Raw genomic sequence first — 13769 nt, 5'->3', positions numbered from 1 at the left:
GCACCTCGGGTATGATTCTCGGGTGGGCCGCGCGAAGACCACCATGCTCGCCGTCGGCATCTGCGTCGTGACGGTCGGCGCGACCATGCTGCCGTTCCCGGTCACCAACCCGAAGGTCTTCACCCAGAGCTTCTTCGCGCTGGTCGCCAGCACCGGCGTGTTCGCTCGGCCGGGCCTCATCCTGATCGCGGTCGGTCTTGGCTGTCTCGCGGTGGCAGCGCTGCTGCCCTCGGACCGGAAGTGACGCGCGGCAGCCGGCGCTGCGAGAGGGATCGCCGCCTCCCGCAGCCGCCGCCCGTCGTGCCCGCCCTCAAGGCACCAGCCGGTACTCCTTCACGAACTCCCAGATCACCTCGTGCGCGTGGATGTCGTCGGTCTGGTAGCCCCACCACCAGTTGACCTCCGGATCCATCTCGTAGAGGTCCACCGCGGAGCCTGGCCAGTTGTGGCCGCCGCCGAACACCGTGCACAGCTCCGCCCTCGCGTCGGCCTTGCACGCCCGGTACTGCTCGCACAGCACGTCCGTGCTGGAGAAGGTGACCTTCTTCTCGGTCTCCAGCGCGCAGCCGTTGTTGGCGGCCCAGAACGCGACGGTCCCGGGGGCGCCCCGCGTGTAGTCGCCGAAGATCGGGCCGAGTCCTTCCGCGTAGGGGCTGAGCGGGTCGGCGTCGCCGTGGATCTCGATCGCCGGCACGGGCCGGCCCGGCGCGCACTCCTCGGTACCCATGCCGCCCGCGATGGAGCCGATGGCGGCGATCAGGTCGGGCCGCTCGCAGGCGAGTCGATACGCCATCCCACCGCCGTTCGAGATGCCGCTGGCGTACACGCGGGCGCGATCGAGGCGGTGGTTCGCGGGGAGCGCGAGGCGATCGTTGGACGGCGAACGACGGACGGCGTCCGGCAGGCCGGGGTGACGCGCAGGCGTTGACTCACCGGCGCGTGCGCCCTCGCGCGATTCTCCGCGGCGTCGCAGCTGCCGCGCCCCGCGTTGGCGGGGCGCCGGCATCATGGGCTGAGGCCGCCGGACGCACCACCTGTGCGCTACCGCTGCTGCCGTGGCGTGCGCGTCGGCACGCTGTGCGCCGCATTCAGAGTCTCAGCACGGATCGTGTCAGGACGCCACTCGGAGTGTGGTATCTCGCTTGCTTCGATTTCGCCGATGGCGTGCGTGAGCTCGAGAGCTCGAAAGCGTCGGCGTGAACCTTCGATGAGGGACGGATGGATCGGATCGCGATCGCGCTGGGGTTCGGACTCCTCCTCTCCGGATGCTCCTGGACCCAGCGCGTCCGGCCGGTGCGCGCCGGCGAGGTGCTGGAGCTCCAGTCCGCGGTCGTCCCGGCGCCCGCGGGTCCCGGCTGGGAGGTGTCGCGCAGCTTCGACGTCCCGGATCGTCAGTTCGAGCTGGTCCACTCGGTCCACGGCCACGCGCCGGATGAGCGGATCGCGGTCTCCGAGCGAGACGGGACGACGCCGCTCCCCGCGCGAGAGGACGTCCTCGCTCAGCTCTCGGCCCAGGCCAGGAGACAGCTCGCCGACCCCGCCGCGACGATCGAGGAGATCGACGTCAGCCTGCCGGCGGCGCTCGGAGACACCGCCGTCGTCGTGGCGATCCGGGCCGAGGAGACCGCGGCGAGGCCCGGGCTGCTCGAGCGGCGCGCCTTCCACTCCGCGTTCGTCGCCTTCGTCCCGCCCGCCGCGCCGGATCGAACGTGCGCCGTCGAGTACGCGGCGCGGGGGAGGGCCGACGCGCCGAAGGATGGCTTCGCGGAGCCGTGGCGCGCGCTCGTGCAAGGGATCGAGCTCAGGCCCGCCAGCGCGGCGAACGTCGCCGCCGCGGCGCGTGCCGACGACTTCCCGAAGCAGTTCGAGCCGGGGCTGGCGCGACGGTCCCTCACGCTCCCGGCGGGCGGATTCCAGTGGTACCTGGAGCGTGACCGGTTGCTCGCGCCCGGCGGCTTCACCGGCTCATGGGGGCTCGCGGCCGGCATCACCGATCACCTCGAGCTCGGCACGCCGGGGTTCTTCCAGCTCTCCTTCGGCGAGGCGGAGGCGCTCCATCGTCCCGAGCTCGGCGTCGGCGCCGGGTTGCTCGGTGCCGAGCACGACGCGGAGCGGGGCACCGTCTGGTCGTACGGCGTGACCGCGGCGGCCCGGAAGCGGCTCGCGCCCGATGTCGCGCTGCTGGGGCGGATCGCGGCGTCCGGCGCGCACGAATCGAGGACGGGCCGGGATCGGCCGGGCGGGGCGGCGGGCGCGGAGATCGTCTGGGACGTGTCGGAGTTCGCGACGCTCGGCGTCGAGGCGGGCTGGGTCACGGTCCCGTCCCCGCGGGCGAGGGAGATCCGCGTGTGGGTCGGCGCAGGGCCGGTCGCCACGCTCCACCTTCCGTTCATCGATCTCTCCGTGAACGGGGCGGCGGGCTGGCACGACGGCCGGCCCGGCGTCCGCGTCGGCGCGGGAGTCCTGCTCACCCTTTGATCGGCGTTCGCCCGGCCGCGCATCATCCTGTTCCTCGCCGGGCCTGGTTCGTCTCGTGGCGACCGCGGGGTGTCACGCGTACCACCCGGCCACGACGTCCTGGATGAGCCCGGGATGCGTCGGCCTCCAGCCCATCCGCTGCTGCGTCAGCGCGCTCGACGCGGGCTGGTCGAAGCCCAGGAACGCGCCGAGCCACCCGAAGTGCTCGGTCGCGGCCTCGGGAGGGATCGAGGTCAGGGGAAGCTTCAACCTCGTCGCGATGGCCTCGGCGAGCGTGCGGATGGTCACCGCCTCCTCTGCGACCCCGTGCAGGATGCTGCCTGCGGGCGCGCTCTCGAGGGCGAGGCGGAACAGCCGGGCCGCGTCCATGCGGTGGACCGCGCTCCAGCGATTCGACCCGTCGCCGACGTGGCCCGAGACGCCCTTCTCCCCGGCGATCTCGACGAGCCGCCTCACGAAGCCGTGGTCGCCCTCGCCGTGCACGCTGGGCGCGAGGCGCACCGCGGCGCTGCGGACGCCCCGGTCCTTCAGGCTCAGCGCGACGAGGGCGTTCGCGAGGCGGGGGTGTCCCTTCGCGTCGAAGGGGATCAGCTCGGTGGCCACGCGGCCCGGGGCGATGCCCAGCGTGCCCGAGGCGATCACGAGCGGCCTCCCCGAGCCCTCCAGCACGGCGCCCAGCGTCTCGATCGCGGCCCGGTCGGCCCGAACCGAGGCGTCGAAGCGGTCGAAGTCGTGGATGAAGCCGAGGTGGATGACCCCGTCGGCTCCGGCAGCGCCCGCCCGCAGGCTGTCGGGATCCTCGAGGTCCCCGCGGTGGACCTCGGCGCCTGCCGCGGCGAGCGCCCGGGCCGAGGCGTCCGAGCGGGCGAGCCCCACCACCTCGTGTCCCGCGGACAGGAGCTCGGGAACGACGGCAGAGCCGATGAAGCCGGTGGCACCGGTGACGAACACGCGCACGTGAAGCCTCCAGACGAAGTGAATGTCAGTAACTGACATCAAGTCTGGATCTCATGTCAGGGACTGTCAAGCGGCGCCATGTCAGGCACTGACGTATGCTGGACGGCATGGCGAGATGGGAACCGGACGCGCGCGGCAGGCTCGAGCGTGCCGCGATGGAGCTCTACCGGGAGCGCGGCTACGACCAGACGACGGTCGCGGAGATCGCCGCGCGCGCGGGGCTCACCGAGCGCACGTTCTTCCGCCACTTCGCCGACAAGCGCGAGGTCCTGTTCTGGGGCGCGGCGGCCCTGCGCCAGCGCATCGTCCACGGAATCGCGCAGGCGCCCGCGGAGGCCGCGCCGCTCGACGTCGTCGTCGGTGCGCTCGAATCGACGGCGCCCCTCTTCGAGGAGCGTCGCGCCGTTGCGAGGCAGCGCCAGGCCCTCATCGCCGCCCACCCCGAGCTGCAGGAGCGCGAGGTGATGAAGCTCACGCTGCTCGCCGCGGCCGCCGCGGAGGCGCTGCGTGCGCGCGGCGTCGCCGGGCCCGCGGCGTGGCTGGCCGCCGAGGCGGGGATGGCGGTGTTCAAGCTCGCGTTCGAGGGCTGGGTCGGGGACGCGAAGGGGCGGGGGCTCCCGCACCACCTCCGCGCGGCGCGCGACGACCTCGAGGCGGTCGTCGGGCGGCGCGGTCCCTCGGGAGCTTCGCGCCGGGGCACGAAGCGAGGCCGCGGCTAGCGGGCCCCCGCCTCGTTCCCGGCGAGAGAGCGCGCCGATCGAGCGCGCCTTCGGCGGAAGCTGGTGCGATCCCCGCGGCCGCGATCGGCCGCTCTCCAGGGCGTGCTGACGGACAGTGCAAGGGCCCTGTAGAATCGACGGGCATGACGCGATTCCGGTTCACCATGCTCGTCGCGGCCGTCGCGGTGGCCGCCTTCCCGGCGACGCTCGCCGTCGCATGGGTGCGGGTCCTCGCGGACGGAAACACGCCGTCGCGCGTCTTCGGCACCGTTGCCCGGGGGAGCATCGAGCACGCGCACGTGATCCCGCCGTGGGGACCGGGGTACGTCACGTACTCGTTCCTCGGGGCGGCGCTGGGCCGGCAGTACGTAGACGGCCGCGTGCGCGACACGCTCCTGGCCTCCTTCGCCGCGAGGTCGAGGGCCGAGGGCGGGCGCAGGTTCGTCGTGGGCGAGACCGGCTGGCCAGGGGGAGGGCGGTTCAGGCCGCACCGCTCGCACCAGAACGGGATGGCGGTGGACGTGTTCGTGCCGCTCCGGACCCGGCGCGGCGACGCGGCCGAGATCGGCACGTGGCCGTGGAACACGTTCGGCTACGGGCTCGAGTTCGACCATCGGGGCGAGCGCGACGACCGTCGGATCGACTTCGAGGCCCTCGCGGCCTTGCTGCTGGAAGTCGATGGCCAGGCCACCCGGCATGGGCTCCGCGTCGGGCGGGTCATCCTCGCGCCGGAGTTCGTGCCGCTCGTCCTGGACACGCCGTCGGGCCGCCGGCTCGACAGGCTGGGGGATCGCATCACCCGCAAGCCGGCGTGGGTCCGCCACGACGAGCACGTTCACCTCGACTTCGAGCGGTCCGGTGCGGCGGGCGTCGCGCGGTAGCGTGATCCGCGCGGACGCCGGAGCGCTCTGCGCCCGCAACGGCTCAGCGATGCGCCTGTTTCACTCCGTCGAGCGGCTGGGACGGTGAGCTGCCCCGAGCGAACGCCCCGATCCAGTCGAGGCTGGCCGATGGGCGCCGGATGTGCGAATCAGCCGCTTCCCTCCACGAGCGCCGCTCGACCAGCCCCGGTGATGCGTCACTCGCCCATCAGCTCGTGCAGCCGCGCCGTGGTGTTCCAGTTCCGGATCGTCATCTGCTTGTAGATGGGCGTCCCGACGATGCGGCTCATGCGGCTCTGCGACGCCTTCGCCGTCAGCCGCGAGTAATAGAGGACGCCGGGGCCGGCGGTGACCTCGTCCACGTCCGGGTTCACCGGGACGCGCTCGAGCGCCTGGGCGGGCGACAGCGGGGGCTTCAGGAAGATGGCGTCGTAGCGGAAGCGCTCGGGCCGCGACCCGAAGCCGTCCGGCGCGTGCTCCACCACGCGGCGGAGCTGCGTGCTCGAGAGCACGACGACGCTGGCGGAGTAGTCGAACGCCCTCGAGAGCATCGCCTCGATGCGCGGGACGAGGGCGGGGCCGCGCTCGGGGGACGAGACGAGCACGTTGCCGCTCTGGATGTACGTGACGACGTCGCCGAAGCCCTCGGTCTCGAACGCGGCCTTCAAGGCGGGCATGCCGATGAGGTTCTTCCCGCCGACGTTGATCCCGCGGAGCAGCACCAGGTAGCGGCTCATGAGCCTCCCTCTGCGGTCGTTCTCGTAGCGCACGATGGGTTCAGCCGCAAGCGATGGGCTCGCGACGACGGGGCCGCGCGCGCCGACGGGTGGGCTTGCGCATTCAGCCCTCGTTTCGCGGCGCGCTCTACCGGTTCGGGTTCGGCCGATGTGAGCGGCATCTCACCGTTCGCGGCCGCGCGTCACGCCGCCGCTCCTCGTCGAGGTCGTGACCGTTGGCCCGATTGACGCGCCGGCGCGGTCGCGGGGGAATGGCTCCGCGCGCGCATGCGCGAGGAGGGCGCCATGGCGGGTTCGATCGCGGAGTCGCTGAGGGCGCACGGCAGGTCGCCGACACGGGAGGCCCGCGTCGCCGGCCTGGTCCGGCCGGGCTTCGAGGCGGTGCGGCAGGCGTTCGAGGAGAACTTCGACCGGCGCGGAGAGCTGGGCGCCGCCTGCGCGGTCTACCTGCGGGGCGAGAGGGTGGTGGACCTGTGGGGCGGCGTCCGCGACGCGGCGACCGGCGAGCCGTGGCGGGAGGACACCATGGCCCTGGTCTTCTCCGCGACGAAGGGCATGGCGAGCCTCGCCATCGCCCTCGCGCACTCGCGCGGGCTGATCGACTTCGACGAGCGGGTGAGCACGTACTGGCCGGAGTTCGCGCAGGCGGGGAAGGGCGCCATCACGGTCCGGCAGCTGCTCGCGCACCAGGCCGGCCTGTTCGCGCTCGACGAGCGGCCGGACGCGAGGCTCGTCGCGGATCCGGATCGGCTGGCCGCGGCCCTCGCCCGGCAGAAGCCGGCCTGGCCCGCCGGGGCGCGGCAGGCGTACCACGCGATCACGGTGGGCTTCTACCAGGGCGAGCTGCTGCGCCGGGTCGATCCGGCGCGCCGGACGCTGGGCCGCTTCTTCCAGGAGGAGCTGGCGACGCCGCTCGGGCTCGACTTCTACATCCGGCTCCCGGCGTCGATCCCGGACGCGAGGCTCGCGCCGCTGTTCCGCTCCGGGCGCATGCCGCTGCGCATGCTCCTCACCATGCCCCCCGCGCTCGCGATCGCGGGCATGAACCCGCGCTCGCGCCTGCGCCGCGCGCTGCAGGGGTCCGAGCTGCCGGAGCGGTGCGAGCGCGGCGTCTACGCCCGGGACCTCGAGATCCCCGCGGGAGGAGGCGTGGGGACGGCGCGCGCCATGGCGCGGGCGTACGGGGTGTTCGCGGCCGGCGGGAAGGAGCTGGGACTGCGCGAGGAGACGCTGCGGCAGCTCATGGCGCCGCCGGTGCGGCCGGCGCGCGGGTTCCGCGACGCGTGCCTGAAGGTGGAGATCGCCTACGCGCTGGGGTTCGCGAAGCCGACCGCCGGGTACCCGTGGGGCCACCCGAGCGCGTTCGGCGCGCCGGGCGCGGGCGGGGCCTTCGGCTTCGCGGATCCGCATTCCGGGATCGGCTTCGGCTACGTGCCCAACGGAATGGGCATGCACCTCGACGATCCGAGGGCGGCCGCGCTGCGGCGGGCGGTATACGGATCGATCGGCGTCGAGGACCCGTACCGCGGCTGACGACGGGGCTCGGGGGAGCGCATGCGCACCGAGCTGGAGAACCGCGTCCTCCGGCCGATCGGCGCGTGACGCGCGCCGCTCCGGAATCGCGCCGCACTTGTCACTCCCCGACGCCGCGCGCCGCCGCCTAGGAGAAGGCGAGGCGCGGGGCGTGGTGCCCGGCGCGAGGAGGAGAACGAGCCATGCCGGACATCATTCACAGGATGGGAATCCGGGCCCCCGCCGCGAAGGTCTACGAGGCGCTGGCCACGGTGGAGGGGGTCGCGGGCTGGTGGACCCGCGAGACGACGGGGCGCGCCGCGCCCGGCGGGACCATGCGCTTCATGTTCCGCACGCCGGACGGCACCGAGCTGGGTGGGATGGAGTTCGAGGTGCTGGAGCTGAAGCCCGAGCAGGAGGTGCGCTGGCGCTGCACGGGCGGGCCGCAGGAGTGGATCGGGACGGAGGTGGCGTTCCGGCTGTCGCGGGACGCCGACCAGACGGTGATCGCCTTCGGCCACCGGGGCTGGCGCGAGACGTCGGAGTTCATGGGCCACTGCAGCATGAAGTGGGCGACGTTCCTGCTGAGCCTCAAGGCCTTCGTCGAGACGGGGAAGGGCAGGCCGGCCCCGGACGACCTCAAGATCGACACCTGGAACTGACGGCCGCCCGGGTGCCGAGGTTCTCCTCGCCCCGACCCACCAGGACTCGTGGGCCGGGGCGAGGGCCTCGGCTACCGTGTCGCGTCCCACCGGCTGGCCGGGACGGGAGGTCCACGTGAGGCACGCGTCCCGATGGCTGTCGCTCGCCGCCGCGCTCGTCACCGCCGCGTGCGGCGGCGGCTCCGGCGGCTCCGGAGGCGCGCCTCCCCCGCCGCCGCGCACCCTCCAGCTCCGGACCCCGGACCTCGTGGTGGGCGCGGGGCAGGAGCTGGCGTCCTGCTGGTACTTCCGCACGCCGAACGCGCAGGACCTCGACGTGCGCACGTTCACCTCGCGCCTGCCCGCGGCGGCGGTGAGCGTCGCGATGATGCTCACGCCGGACGACGTCCAGGCGCCCGGGACCCAGTCCACCACCGGCTGCGCCTGGGCGCCCGCGAGCGGCCCGGTGCCGGCGTACCTGGGGTCGTCCGGCACCGCCTCGTTCTCGTTCCCGCCCGACGACGGCAGCGGCAAGGCGGTCGGCCTCCGGATCCCCGCCGGCCAGGCGGGCTACCTCCGCGTGCACTGGGCGAACGCGTCGGACCAGCCGATCACCGCGCACGTCGAGCTGGACGCGGAGGCGTGGCCGGCCGGGACGGCGACCACGCTCGCGAGCCCCTACGTCTCGCTGGCGACCTCGTTCAGCATCCCGGCCTCCGGTTCGGCGACGGCCGAGACCACCTGCGACGTGCCCGCCGGCGCGCGGTTCGTGGCGCTGACGACGCGCACGTACAGGCACGCGGTCGCGACCTCGATCGCGGACGACGCCACGACGCTGTTCGAGAGCGCCGACTGGTCCGCCCCCGGCTTCGCCCGCCGGGACGCGGCGCCGTTCCTGTCGTTCGCGAGCGGGCGGCTCACCACGCGGTGCGAGTACCTGAACACCACCGGGAGCACCGTCCAGCCCGGCGACGATCCGGCCTCCGACGAGCTCTGCGCCGGCATCGGCTGGTACTTCCCGGCCACCCGCGCGCGGCTCTGCCACGACGGCACGCTGCTGCCCTGAGCGGCGGGAGCCCCACTGCGAGCGCGGGCGCGAGCGCTCCCCCGTCCGAGTGGTGCAAGGCCGGTCGATCCGTGCCAGAGGTGGCGCGAGCGCGGGGCCTCGGAGGCCGAGCCCGGCGCCGCAGGAGCGCCGCCCGGCCGGGCAGCCGCTCCGACCTCCAACGCCACCGCGTGAGCCCAGCCGTGTTCGCCACCGTCGTCCCCCTCGTCGTCGTCGCCGCCGCCGGAACCCTCATCGTCGTCCACAAGGTGCGGGAGCGGCGGCGCTGGGCCAACGTGAAGGCCTCCGGAGGGCGGAAGTCGCTCGTCCTCAACCTGTTCGACCGCTCGTAGCGGCGGACGGTCGCACGGCCGCCCCCGCGTACGGGGGAGCGGCTCCGAAAAAGCCTGACGCGGGGGAGGGTTCCGGTGTCCGGCGGCGCCGCCGTGGGCACCGGCTTGCATCTCGACGCCGGTTTGTGCGAGGGTGCGCGCCGCTCGCGGCCGTGGATGTGGGTGGACGGCGCGGGCTTTGTCGTATCCGTGGCCGGCTCGCGTGGATGAAACGCGCGCCGAAACGGGTTCGAGACGAGCGGCTCTCACGCTCCGCCGGCGGCGCTGGCGAGCGACGCCGCGCAACCGATTCGCCCATGCAGCTCGGTCCGCCCCCGCGGGTGGAGGTAAGACGTGTACACGGATTTTTCGAAGCTCCGGAACATCGGGATCTCGGCCCACATCGACAGCGGCAAGACCACGCTGACGGAGCGGATCCTCTTCTACACGAAGCGCATCCACGCCATCCACGAGGTGAAGGGCAAGGACGGCGTCGGCGCGACGATGGACTCGATGGAGCTCGAGCGCGAGCGCGGCATCACCATCGCCTCCGCCGCGACGCACTGTGAGTGGAAGGGGCTCCACCTCAACATCATCGACACCCCCGGCCACGTGGACTTCACCATCGAGGTGGAGCGGTCGCTCCGCGTCCTCGACGGCGCCATCCTCGTGCTCTGCTCGGTGGCCGGCGTCCAGAGCCAGTCGCTCACCGTGGACCGCCAGATGCGGCGCTACAACGTGCCGCGCCTCGCGTTCGTCAACAAGTGCGACCGCTCCGGCGCGAACCCGATCCGCGTCAAGGACCAGCTCCGCGAGAAGCTCCAGCACAACCCGGTGCTGATGCAGCTCCCCATCGGCCTCGAGGACAAGTTCGAGGGCGTCGTCGATCTCGTGAAGATGAAGGCGTTCCGCTTCAGCGGCGACGACGGCGAGGTCATCACCGAGTCCGAGATCCCGGCCGACATGCAGGCCGACGCGGCCAGGGCGCGCGAGGAGCTGCTCGACGCGGCCTCCATGTTCTCCGACGAGCTCACCGACGCGATCCTCGAGGACCGCGTCACCGAGGAGCTGATCAAGGCGGCCGTCCGCAAGGGCACGCTCGCGCTCAAGCTCACCCCGGTGTTCATGGGCTCGGCCTACAAGAACAAGGCCGTCCAGAAGCTGCTCGACGGCGTGGTGGACTACCTCCCGGATCCCACCGAGGTGGTCAACGAGGCCCACGACCTCACCAAGGACGAGGAGAAGGTCGCCCTCACCATCGACAACGAGAAGCCGACGGTGGCGCTGGCGTTCAAGCTCGAGGACGGGCGCTACGGCCAGCTCACCTACCTGCGCATCTACCAGGGCAAGCTCTCGCGCGACATGTTCATCACGAACATGCGCACGAAGAAGGACCACCGCATCGGCCGGCTCGTGCGCATGCACTCCGACCAGATGGAGGACATCGACGCCGCCGGCTCCGGCGACATCGTCGCGATGTTCGGCGTGGACTGCAACTCGGGCGACACGTTCACCGACGGCACGGTCAAGCTGAACATGACCTCGATGCACGTGCCCGAGCCGGTGATCGCGCTCTCCATCAAGCCGGTGGACTCGAAGAGCGAGACCAACATGGGCAAGGCGCTCCGGCGCTTCACCCGCGAGGACCCGACCTTCCGCGCCGGCCTGGACGAGGAGAGCGGCGAGACCATCATCCGCGGCATGGGCGAGCTGCACCTCGAGGTCTACATCGAGCGCATGAAGCGCGAGTACAACTGCATCGTCGAGGTGTCGCCGCCGCAGGTGGCGTACCGCGAGACGGTCAGCCAGCGCGCCGACTTCGCCTACACGCACAAGAAGCAGACCGGCGGCTCCGGCCAGTTCGGCCGCGTGTGCGGCTACATCGAGCCCTGCGAGCAGCAGTTCGAGTTCGTGGACGACGTGGTGGGCGGCGCGATCCCGCGCGAGTTCATCTCCGCGGTGGAGAAGGGCTTCCGCTCGATGCTCGCCAAGGGCCGCCTGCTCGGCTTCCCCGTGGTGAACACGCGCGTCGTCATCAATGACGGCGCCAGCCACGCGGTGGACTCGTCCGACATCGCGTTCCAGGAGGCCGCCCGCGGCGCCTGGCGCGAGGGCTTCGACCGCGCCAAGCCGCGCCTCCTCGAGCCCATCATGCGCGTGGTGTGCGAGGGCCCGGCGGAGTTCTCCGGCGGCATCCTGGGCACGCTCATGCAGCGGCGCGCCATGATCATCGGCTCGCAGGACGACGGCGGCCTGGCCCGCATCGAGGCCGAGGTGCCGCTGGCCGAGATGTTCGGCTACTCGACCACCCTGCGGTCCGCGACCCAGGGCAAGGCCGAGTTCAGCATGGAGTTCTCGCGCTACCTGCCGGTCCCGGCGGCCATGGCCGAGGAGCTCATGACGAAGGCGTCCAAGAAGGCCGAAGGCGGGAAGAAGTAGCGATGCCGGAGCCATGATCCGCCAGGAAGCGATCCTCCAGAGCCCGCTGCGGATCCTCGACCGGAGGATCCGCGGCGGCCTGGGCAAGGGTCGCCTCGGCGTGATCGTGGCGCCCGCCGGCGTCGGCAAGTCCGCCGTCCTGGTGCAGCTCGGGCTGGACGCGCTGCTGCGCGGCCGCCCGGTGCTGCACGTGGCGCTCGGGCAGCCGGTCGAGCACGTCTCGGCCCGCTACGACGCGTTCTTCGAGGAGCTGGCCGATCGCGTGGACCTGGCCGACCGCCGGGGAGTCCACGAGATGGTCGCGCGCCAGCGGCTGATCTGGTCGGCGATGGACGGCGGCCTCGGCGTGCGGACGCTGGACGAGGCGCTGGCCGCGTTCGAGGCGCACCTCGGCTGCAGCCCCGCCACGCTCCTCGTGGACGGCTTCGCCTGGGCCGGGCCCCGGCCCGAGGTCGCCGAGACGCTGGCCGGCCTGAAGGCGAGCGCGGCGCGGGCGGGCGCCGAGCTGTGGATGACCGCCCGGTCCGCCGCGGGGCGCCCGCCGTGCGAGGCCGACCCCGACCAGCCGGGCGCGCCGCCGGAGCGCTGCGGCGAGCGGGTGGACGTGGTGCTGGCGCTGGTGCCGCAGGGGCGCGGCGCGCACGTGCGGCTGATCCGGGACCTCGACGGCGCGGGCGAGGCCGACCTGCCGCTCGAGCTGCAGGGCGGCTCGCTGCGCTACGCCCGCGGCGAGGACGAGGACGACGACGAGGCGCGCGGCCCGGAGGCGTTCACGCTGCTCGCGGGCGGGGCCGACGGCGCGGAGGAGGCGTTCGGCGCCTGCGCGGAGCGCTGGGGCGTGCAGGAGGTGAACTTCACCTTCGCCGGCCGCCCCGGGCTGGCCCGCACCCGCGGGCTCGTCGAGCTGACCGAGGCGGAGCTGCGCCTCGGCGACGTGAGCGAGGCCTACCTGAAGGCGCACCTGCCGCGCGCGCTCGCCGGGCCGCCGGAGCTCCGGCGCGTGCTCCAGCTCATCTGGCACCAGGTCGGCACCGCGGGCGAGGTGTTCGCGGTCGGCGCGCTCAACCCGGACGACACCGCCCAGGGCGGCACCGGCTGGGCGGTCGAGCTGGCGCGCCACTGGGGGAAGCCGGTCCACCTCTTCGACCAGGACCGCGACGGCTGGTTCCGCTGGGACGGGCGGGCCTGGGCCCCCGAGGCGCCGCCCGCCGTCACGCACCCGCGCTTCGCCGGCGCCGGGACCCGCGCGCTCTCGGAGTCGGGGCGCGCCGCGATCCGCGCGCTCTTCGAGCGGTCCTTCGGGCCGCCCGCGGAGTAGCCTCGCGCGGCGCACGGGCTACACTGGCGGCGGACCGTCCACCGCGAGGAGCTCCATGCGCCCAGCCCGTCCTGCAGCCGCCCGCCGCCGCTCCGTGATCCCAGCGCTGCTGCTCGTCGCGCTCCTGCCGGCCGCGGCGCGGGGAGCGGAGCCGGAGGCTGCGCCGGCCGCGGGCGCCGCCGGCGTGCCCGGGACGACCGCCGCCGACGCTGCGGGGCGGGGCCAGCGCAGCTTCGGCGTCGGGCCGACGCTCGGCTTCTGGTCCGGCGCGGGGCTCCTCGCGGGCGGAGGCACCGGCCGGGTGAAGGGCTGGGTCTCGGGCGGCTACGCGCCCGTGATGGTCTTCTCGAACGAGCGGACGCCGGGCCGGGACCTCCGCTTCGACTTCTACAACGCGTACCAGGTGAACGCCGAGGTGAGCCTGCGGGTGAACGGTCCCTCGACCACCGAGATCGCGCTGCTCGCCGGCTACAAGTACAACGGCGTGCTCGGCCACGGGGCCGGCGGCGGCCTGCGCGTGCTGTTCGACGTGGGCCCGCGCGCCGCGGTGGAGCTGTCGTTCGGCCTGGCGGTGTTCCCAGAGGCGATGGACCGGCTGGAGCGCGATCACGCCTACCCGTCGGATCGGGACCCCGGCCTCACGCCGTCGCTGCAGGGCGGGGCGAACCTCGGTCTGCTGGTGTTCCCTTGAGCGGGGGTTGACGCCGGGC

14 protein-coding genes are annotated in these 13769 nt (G+C 73.3%); 11 read left to right on the top strand and 3 right to left on the bottom strand.

Going from position 1 to position 13769, the window contains the following annotated elements:
- The first annotated feature begins 22 nt into the window (after positions 1–22).
- On the top strand, positions 23–244 hold the full coding sequence (locus ADEH_RS11920) for a hypothetical protein (protein ID WP_011421354.1): 222 nt from the start codon (positions 23–25) through the stop codon (positions 242–244).
- A gap of 66 nt (positions 245–310) precedes the next feature.
- Here ADEH_RS11920 and ADEH_RS11915 read toward each other — a convergent pair whose 3' ends face one another.
- Positions 311–1006 (bottom strand): alpha/beta hydrolase family esterase, encoded by a 696-nt coding sequence (locus ADEH_RS11915; RefSeq protein ID WP_232287494.1) that lies wholly within the window; start codon positions 1004–1006, stop codon positions 311–313.
- 212 nt (positions 1007–1218) lie between these two features.
- Here ADEH_RS11915 and ADEH_RS11910 point away from each other — a divergent pair, with 212 nt between their 5' ends.
- Positions 1219–2478 (top strand): hypothetical protein, encoded by a 1260-nt coding sequence (locus ADEH_RS11910; protein ID WP_011421352.1) that lies wholly within the window; start codon positions 1219–1221, stop codon positions 2476–2478.
- A gap of 72 nt (positions 2479–2550) precedes the next feature.
- On the opposite strand, the gene ADEH_RS11905 is transcribed toward ADEH_RS11910, so the two are convergent.
- Positions 2551–3435 (bottom strand): SDR family oxidoreductase, encoded by an 885-nt coding sequence (locus ADEH_RS11905; RefSeq protein WP_041453508.1) that lies wholly within the window; start codon positions 3433–3435, stop codon positions 2551–2553.
- A 107-nt stretch (positions 3436–3542) separates the two neighbouring features.
- Between ADEH_RS11905 and ADEH_RS11900 the strand changes: the two genes are divergently transcribed.
- Both ADEH_RS11900 and ADEH_RS11895 read left to right on the top strand, forming a co-directional pair.
- Positions 3543–4154, top strand: coding sequence for a TetR/AcrR family transcriptional regulator (locus tag ADEH_RS11900; RefSeq protein WP_049760198.1), 612 nt, complete (start codon positions 3543–3545; stop codon positions 4152–4154).
- Between the two features lie 143 nt (positions 4155–4297).
- Positions 4298–5035 carry a penicillin-insensitive murein endopeptidase gene (locus tag ADEH_RS11895; RefSeq protein ID WP_232287263.1) on the top strand — a complete coding sequence of 246 codons (738 nt, stop codon included), beginning with the start codon at positions 4298–4300 and terminating at the stop codon, positions 5033–5035.
- A 197-nt stretch (positions 5036–5232) separates the two neighbouring features.
- Here ADEH_RS11895 and ADEH_RS11890 read toward each other — a convergent pair whose 3' ends face one another.
- The gene (locus ADEH_RS11890) at positions 5233–5772 is read right to left on the bottom strand and encodes a DUF1697 domain-containing protein (RefSeq protein WP_011421348.1); all 540 of its coding nucleotides are present in this window, start codon (positions 5770–5772) and stop codon (positions 5233–5235) included.
- A 285-nt stretch (positions 5773–6057) separates the two neighbouring features.
- On the opposite strand from ADEH_RS11890, the gene ADEH_RS11885 reads away from it, so the two are divergent.
- The 7 genes from ADEH_RS11885 to ADEH_RS11860 all read left to right on the top strand — a co-directional run bounded on the left by ADEH_RS11885 (position 6058) and on the right by ADEH_RS11860 (position 13750).
- On the top strand, positions 6058–7305 hold the full coding sequence (locus ADEH_RS11885; RefSeq protein ID WP_011421347.1) for an EstA family serine hydrolase: 1248 nt from the start codon (positions 6058–6060) through the stop codon (positions 7303–7305).
- A 203-nt stretch (positions 7306–7508) separates the two neighbouring features.
- Complete coding sequence (locus ADEH_RS11880) at positions 7509–7946, top strand: SRPBCC family protein (RefSeq protein ID WP_232287262.1); 438 nt, start codon at positions 7509–7511, stop codon at positions 7944–7946.
- A 115-nt stretch (positions 7947–8061) separates the two neighbouring features.
- Positions 8062–8991, top strand: a complete 930-nt coding sequence (locus tag ADEH_RS11875; RefSeq protein ID WP_041453507.1) for a hypothetical protein — start codon at positions 8062–8064, stop codon at positions 8989–8991.
- 170 nt (positions 8992–9161) lie between these two features.
- The gene (locus ADEH_RS23095; protein ID WP_157061355.1) at positions 9162–9323 is read left to right on the top strand and encodes a hypothetical protein; all 162 of its coding nucleotides are present in this window, start codon (positions 9162–9164) and stop codon (positions 9321–9323) included.
- Positions 9324–9656: 333 nt separating this feature from the next.
- Complete coding sequence (gene fusA, locus ADEH_RS11870; protein ID WP_011421344.1) at positions 9657–11741, top strand: elongation factor G; 2085 nt, start codon at positions 9657–9659, stop codon at positions 11739–11741.
- Positions 11742–11754: 13 nt separating this feature from the next.
- Positions 11755–13059 (top strand): AAA family ATPase, encoded by a 1305-nt coding sequence (locus ADEH_RS11865; protein WP_011421343.1) that lies wholly within the window; start codon positions 11755–11757, stop codon positions 13057–13059.
- Between the two features lie 55 nt (positions 13060–13114).
- Complete coding sequence (locus ADEH_RS11860; protein ID WP_011421342.1) at positions 13115–13750, top strand: hypothetical protein; 636 nt, start codon at positions 13115–13117, stop codon at positions 13748–13750.
- Positions 13751–13769: the final 19 nt, after the last annotated feature.

The sequence above is a fragment of the Anaeromyxobacter dehalogenans 2CP-C genome (assembly GCF_000013385.1).
GTDB classification, from domain to species: domain Bacteria; phylum Myxococcota; class Myxococcia; order Myxococcales; family Anaeromyxobacteraceae; genus Anaeromyxobacter; species Anaeromyxobacter dehalogenans_B.
The sequence above is the reverse complement of the archived record's forward strand: the minus strand, read 5'-3'. Positions and strand labels throughout refer to the sequence as shown.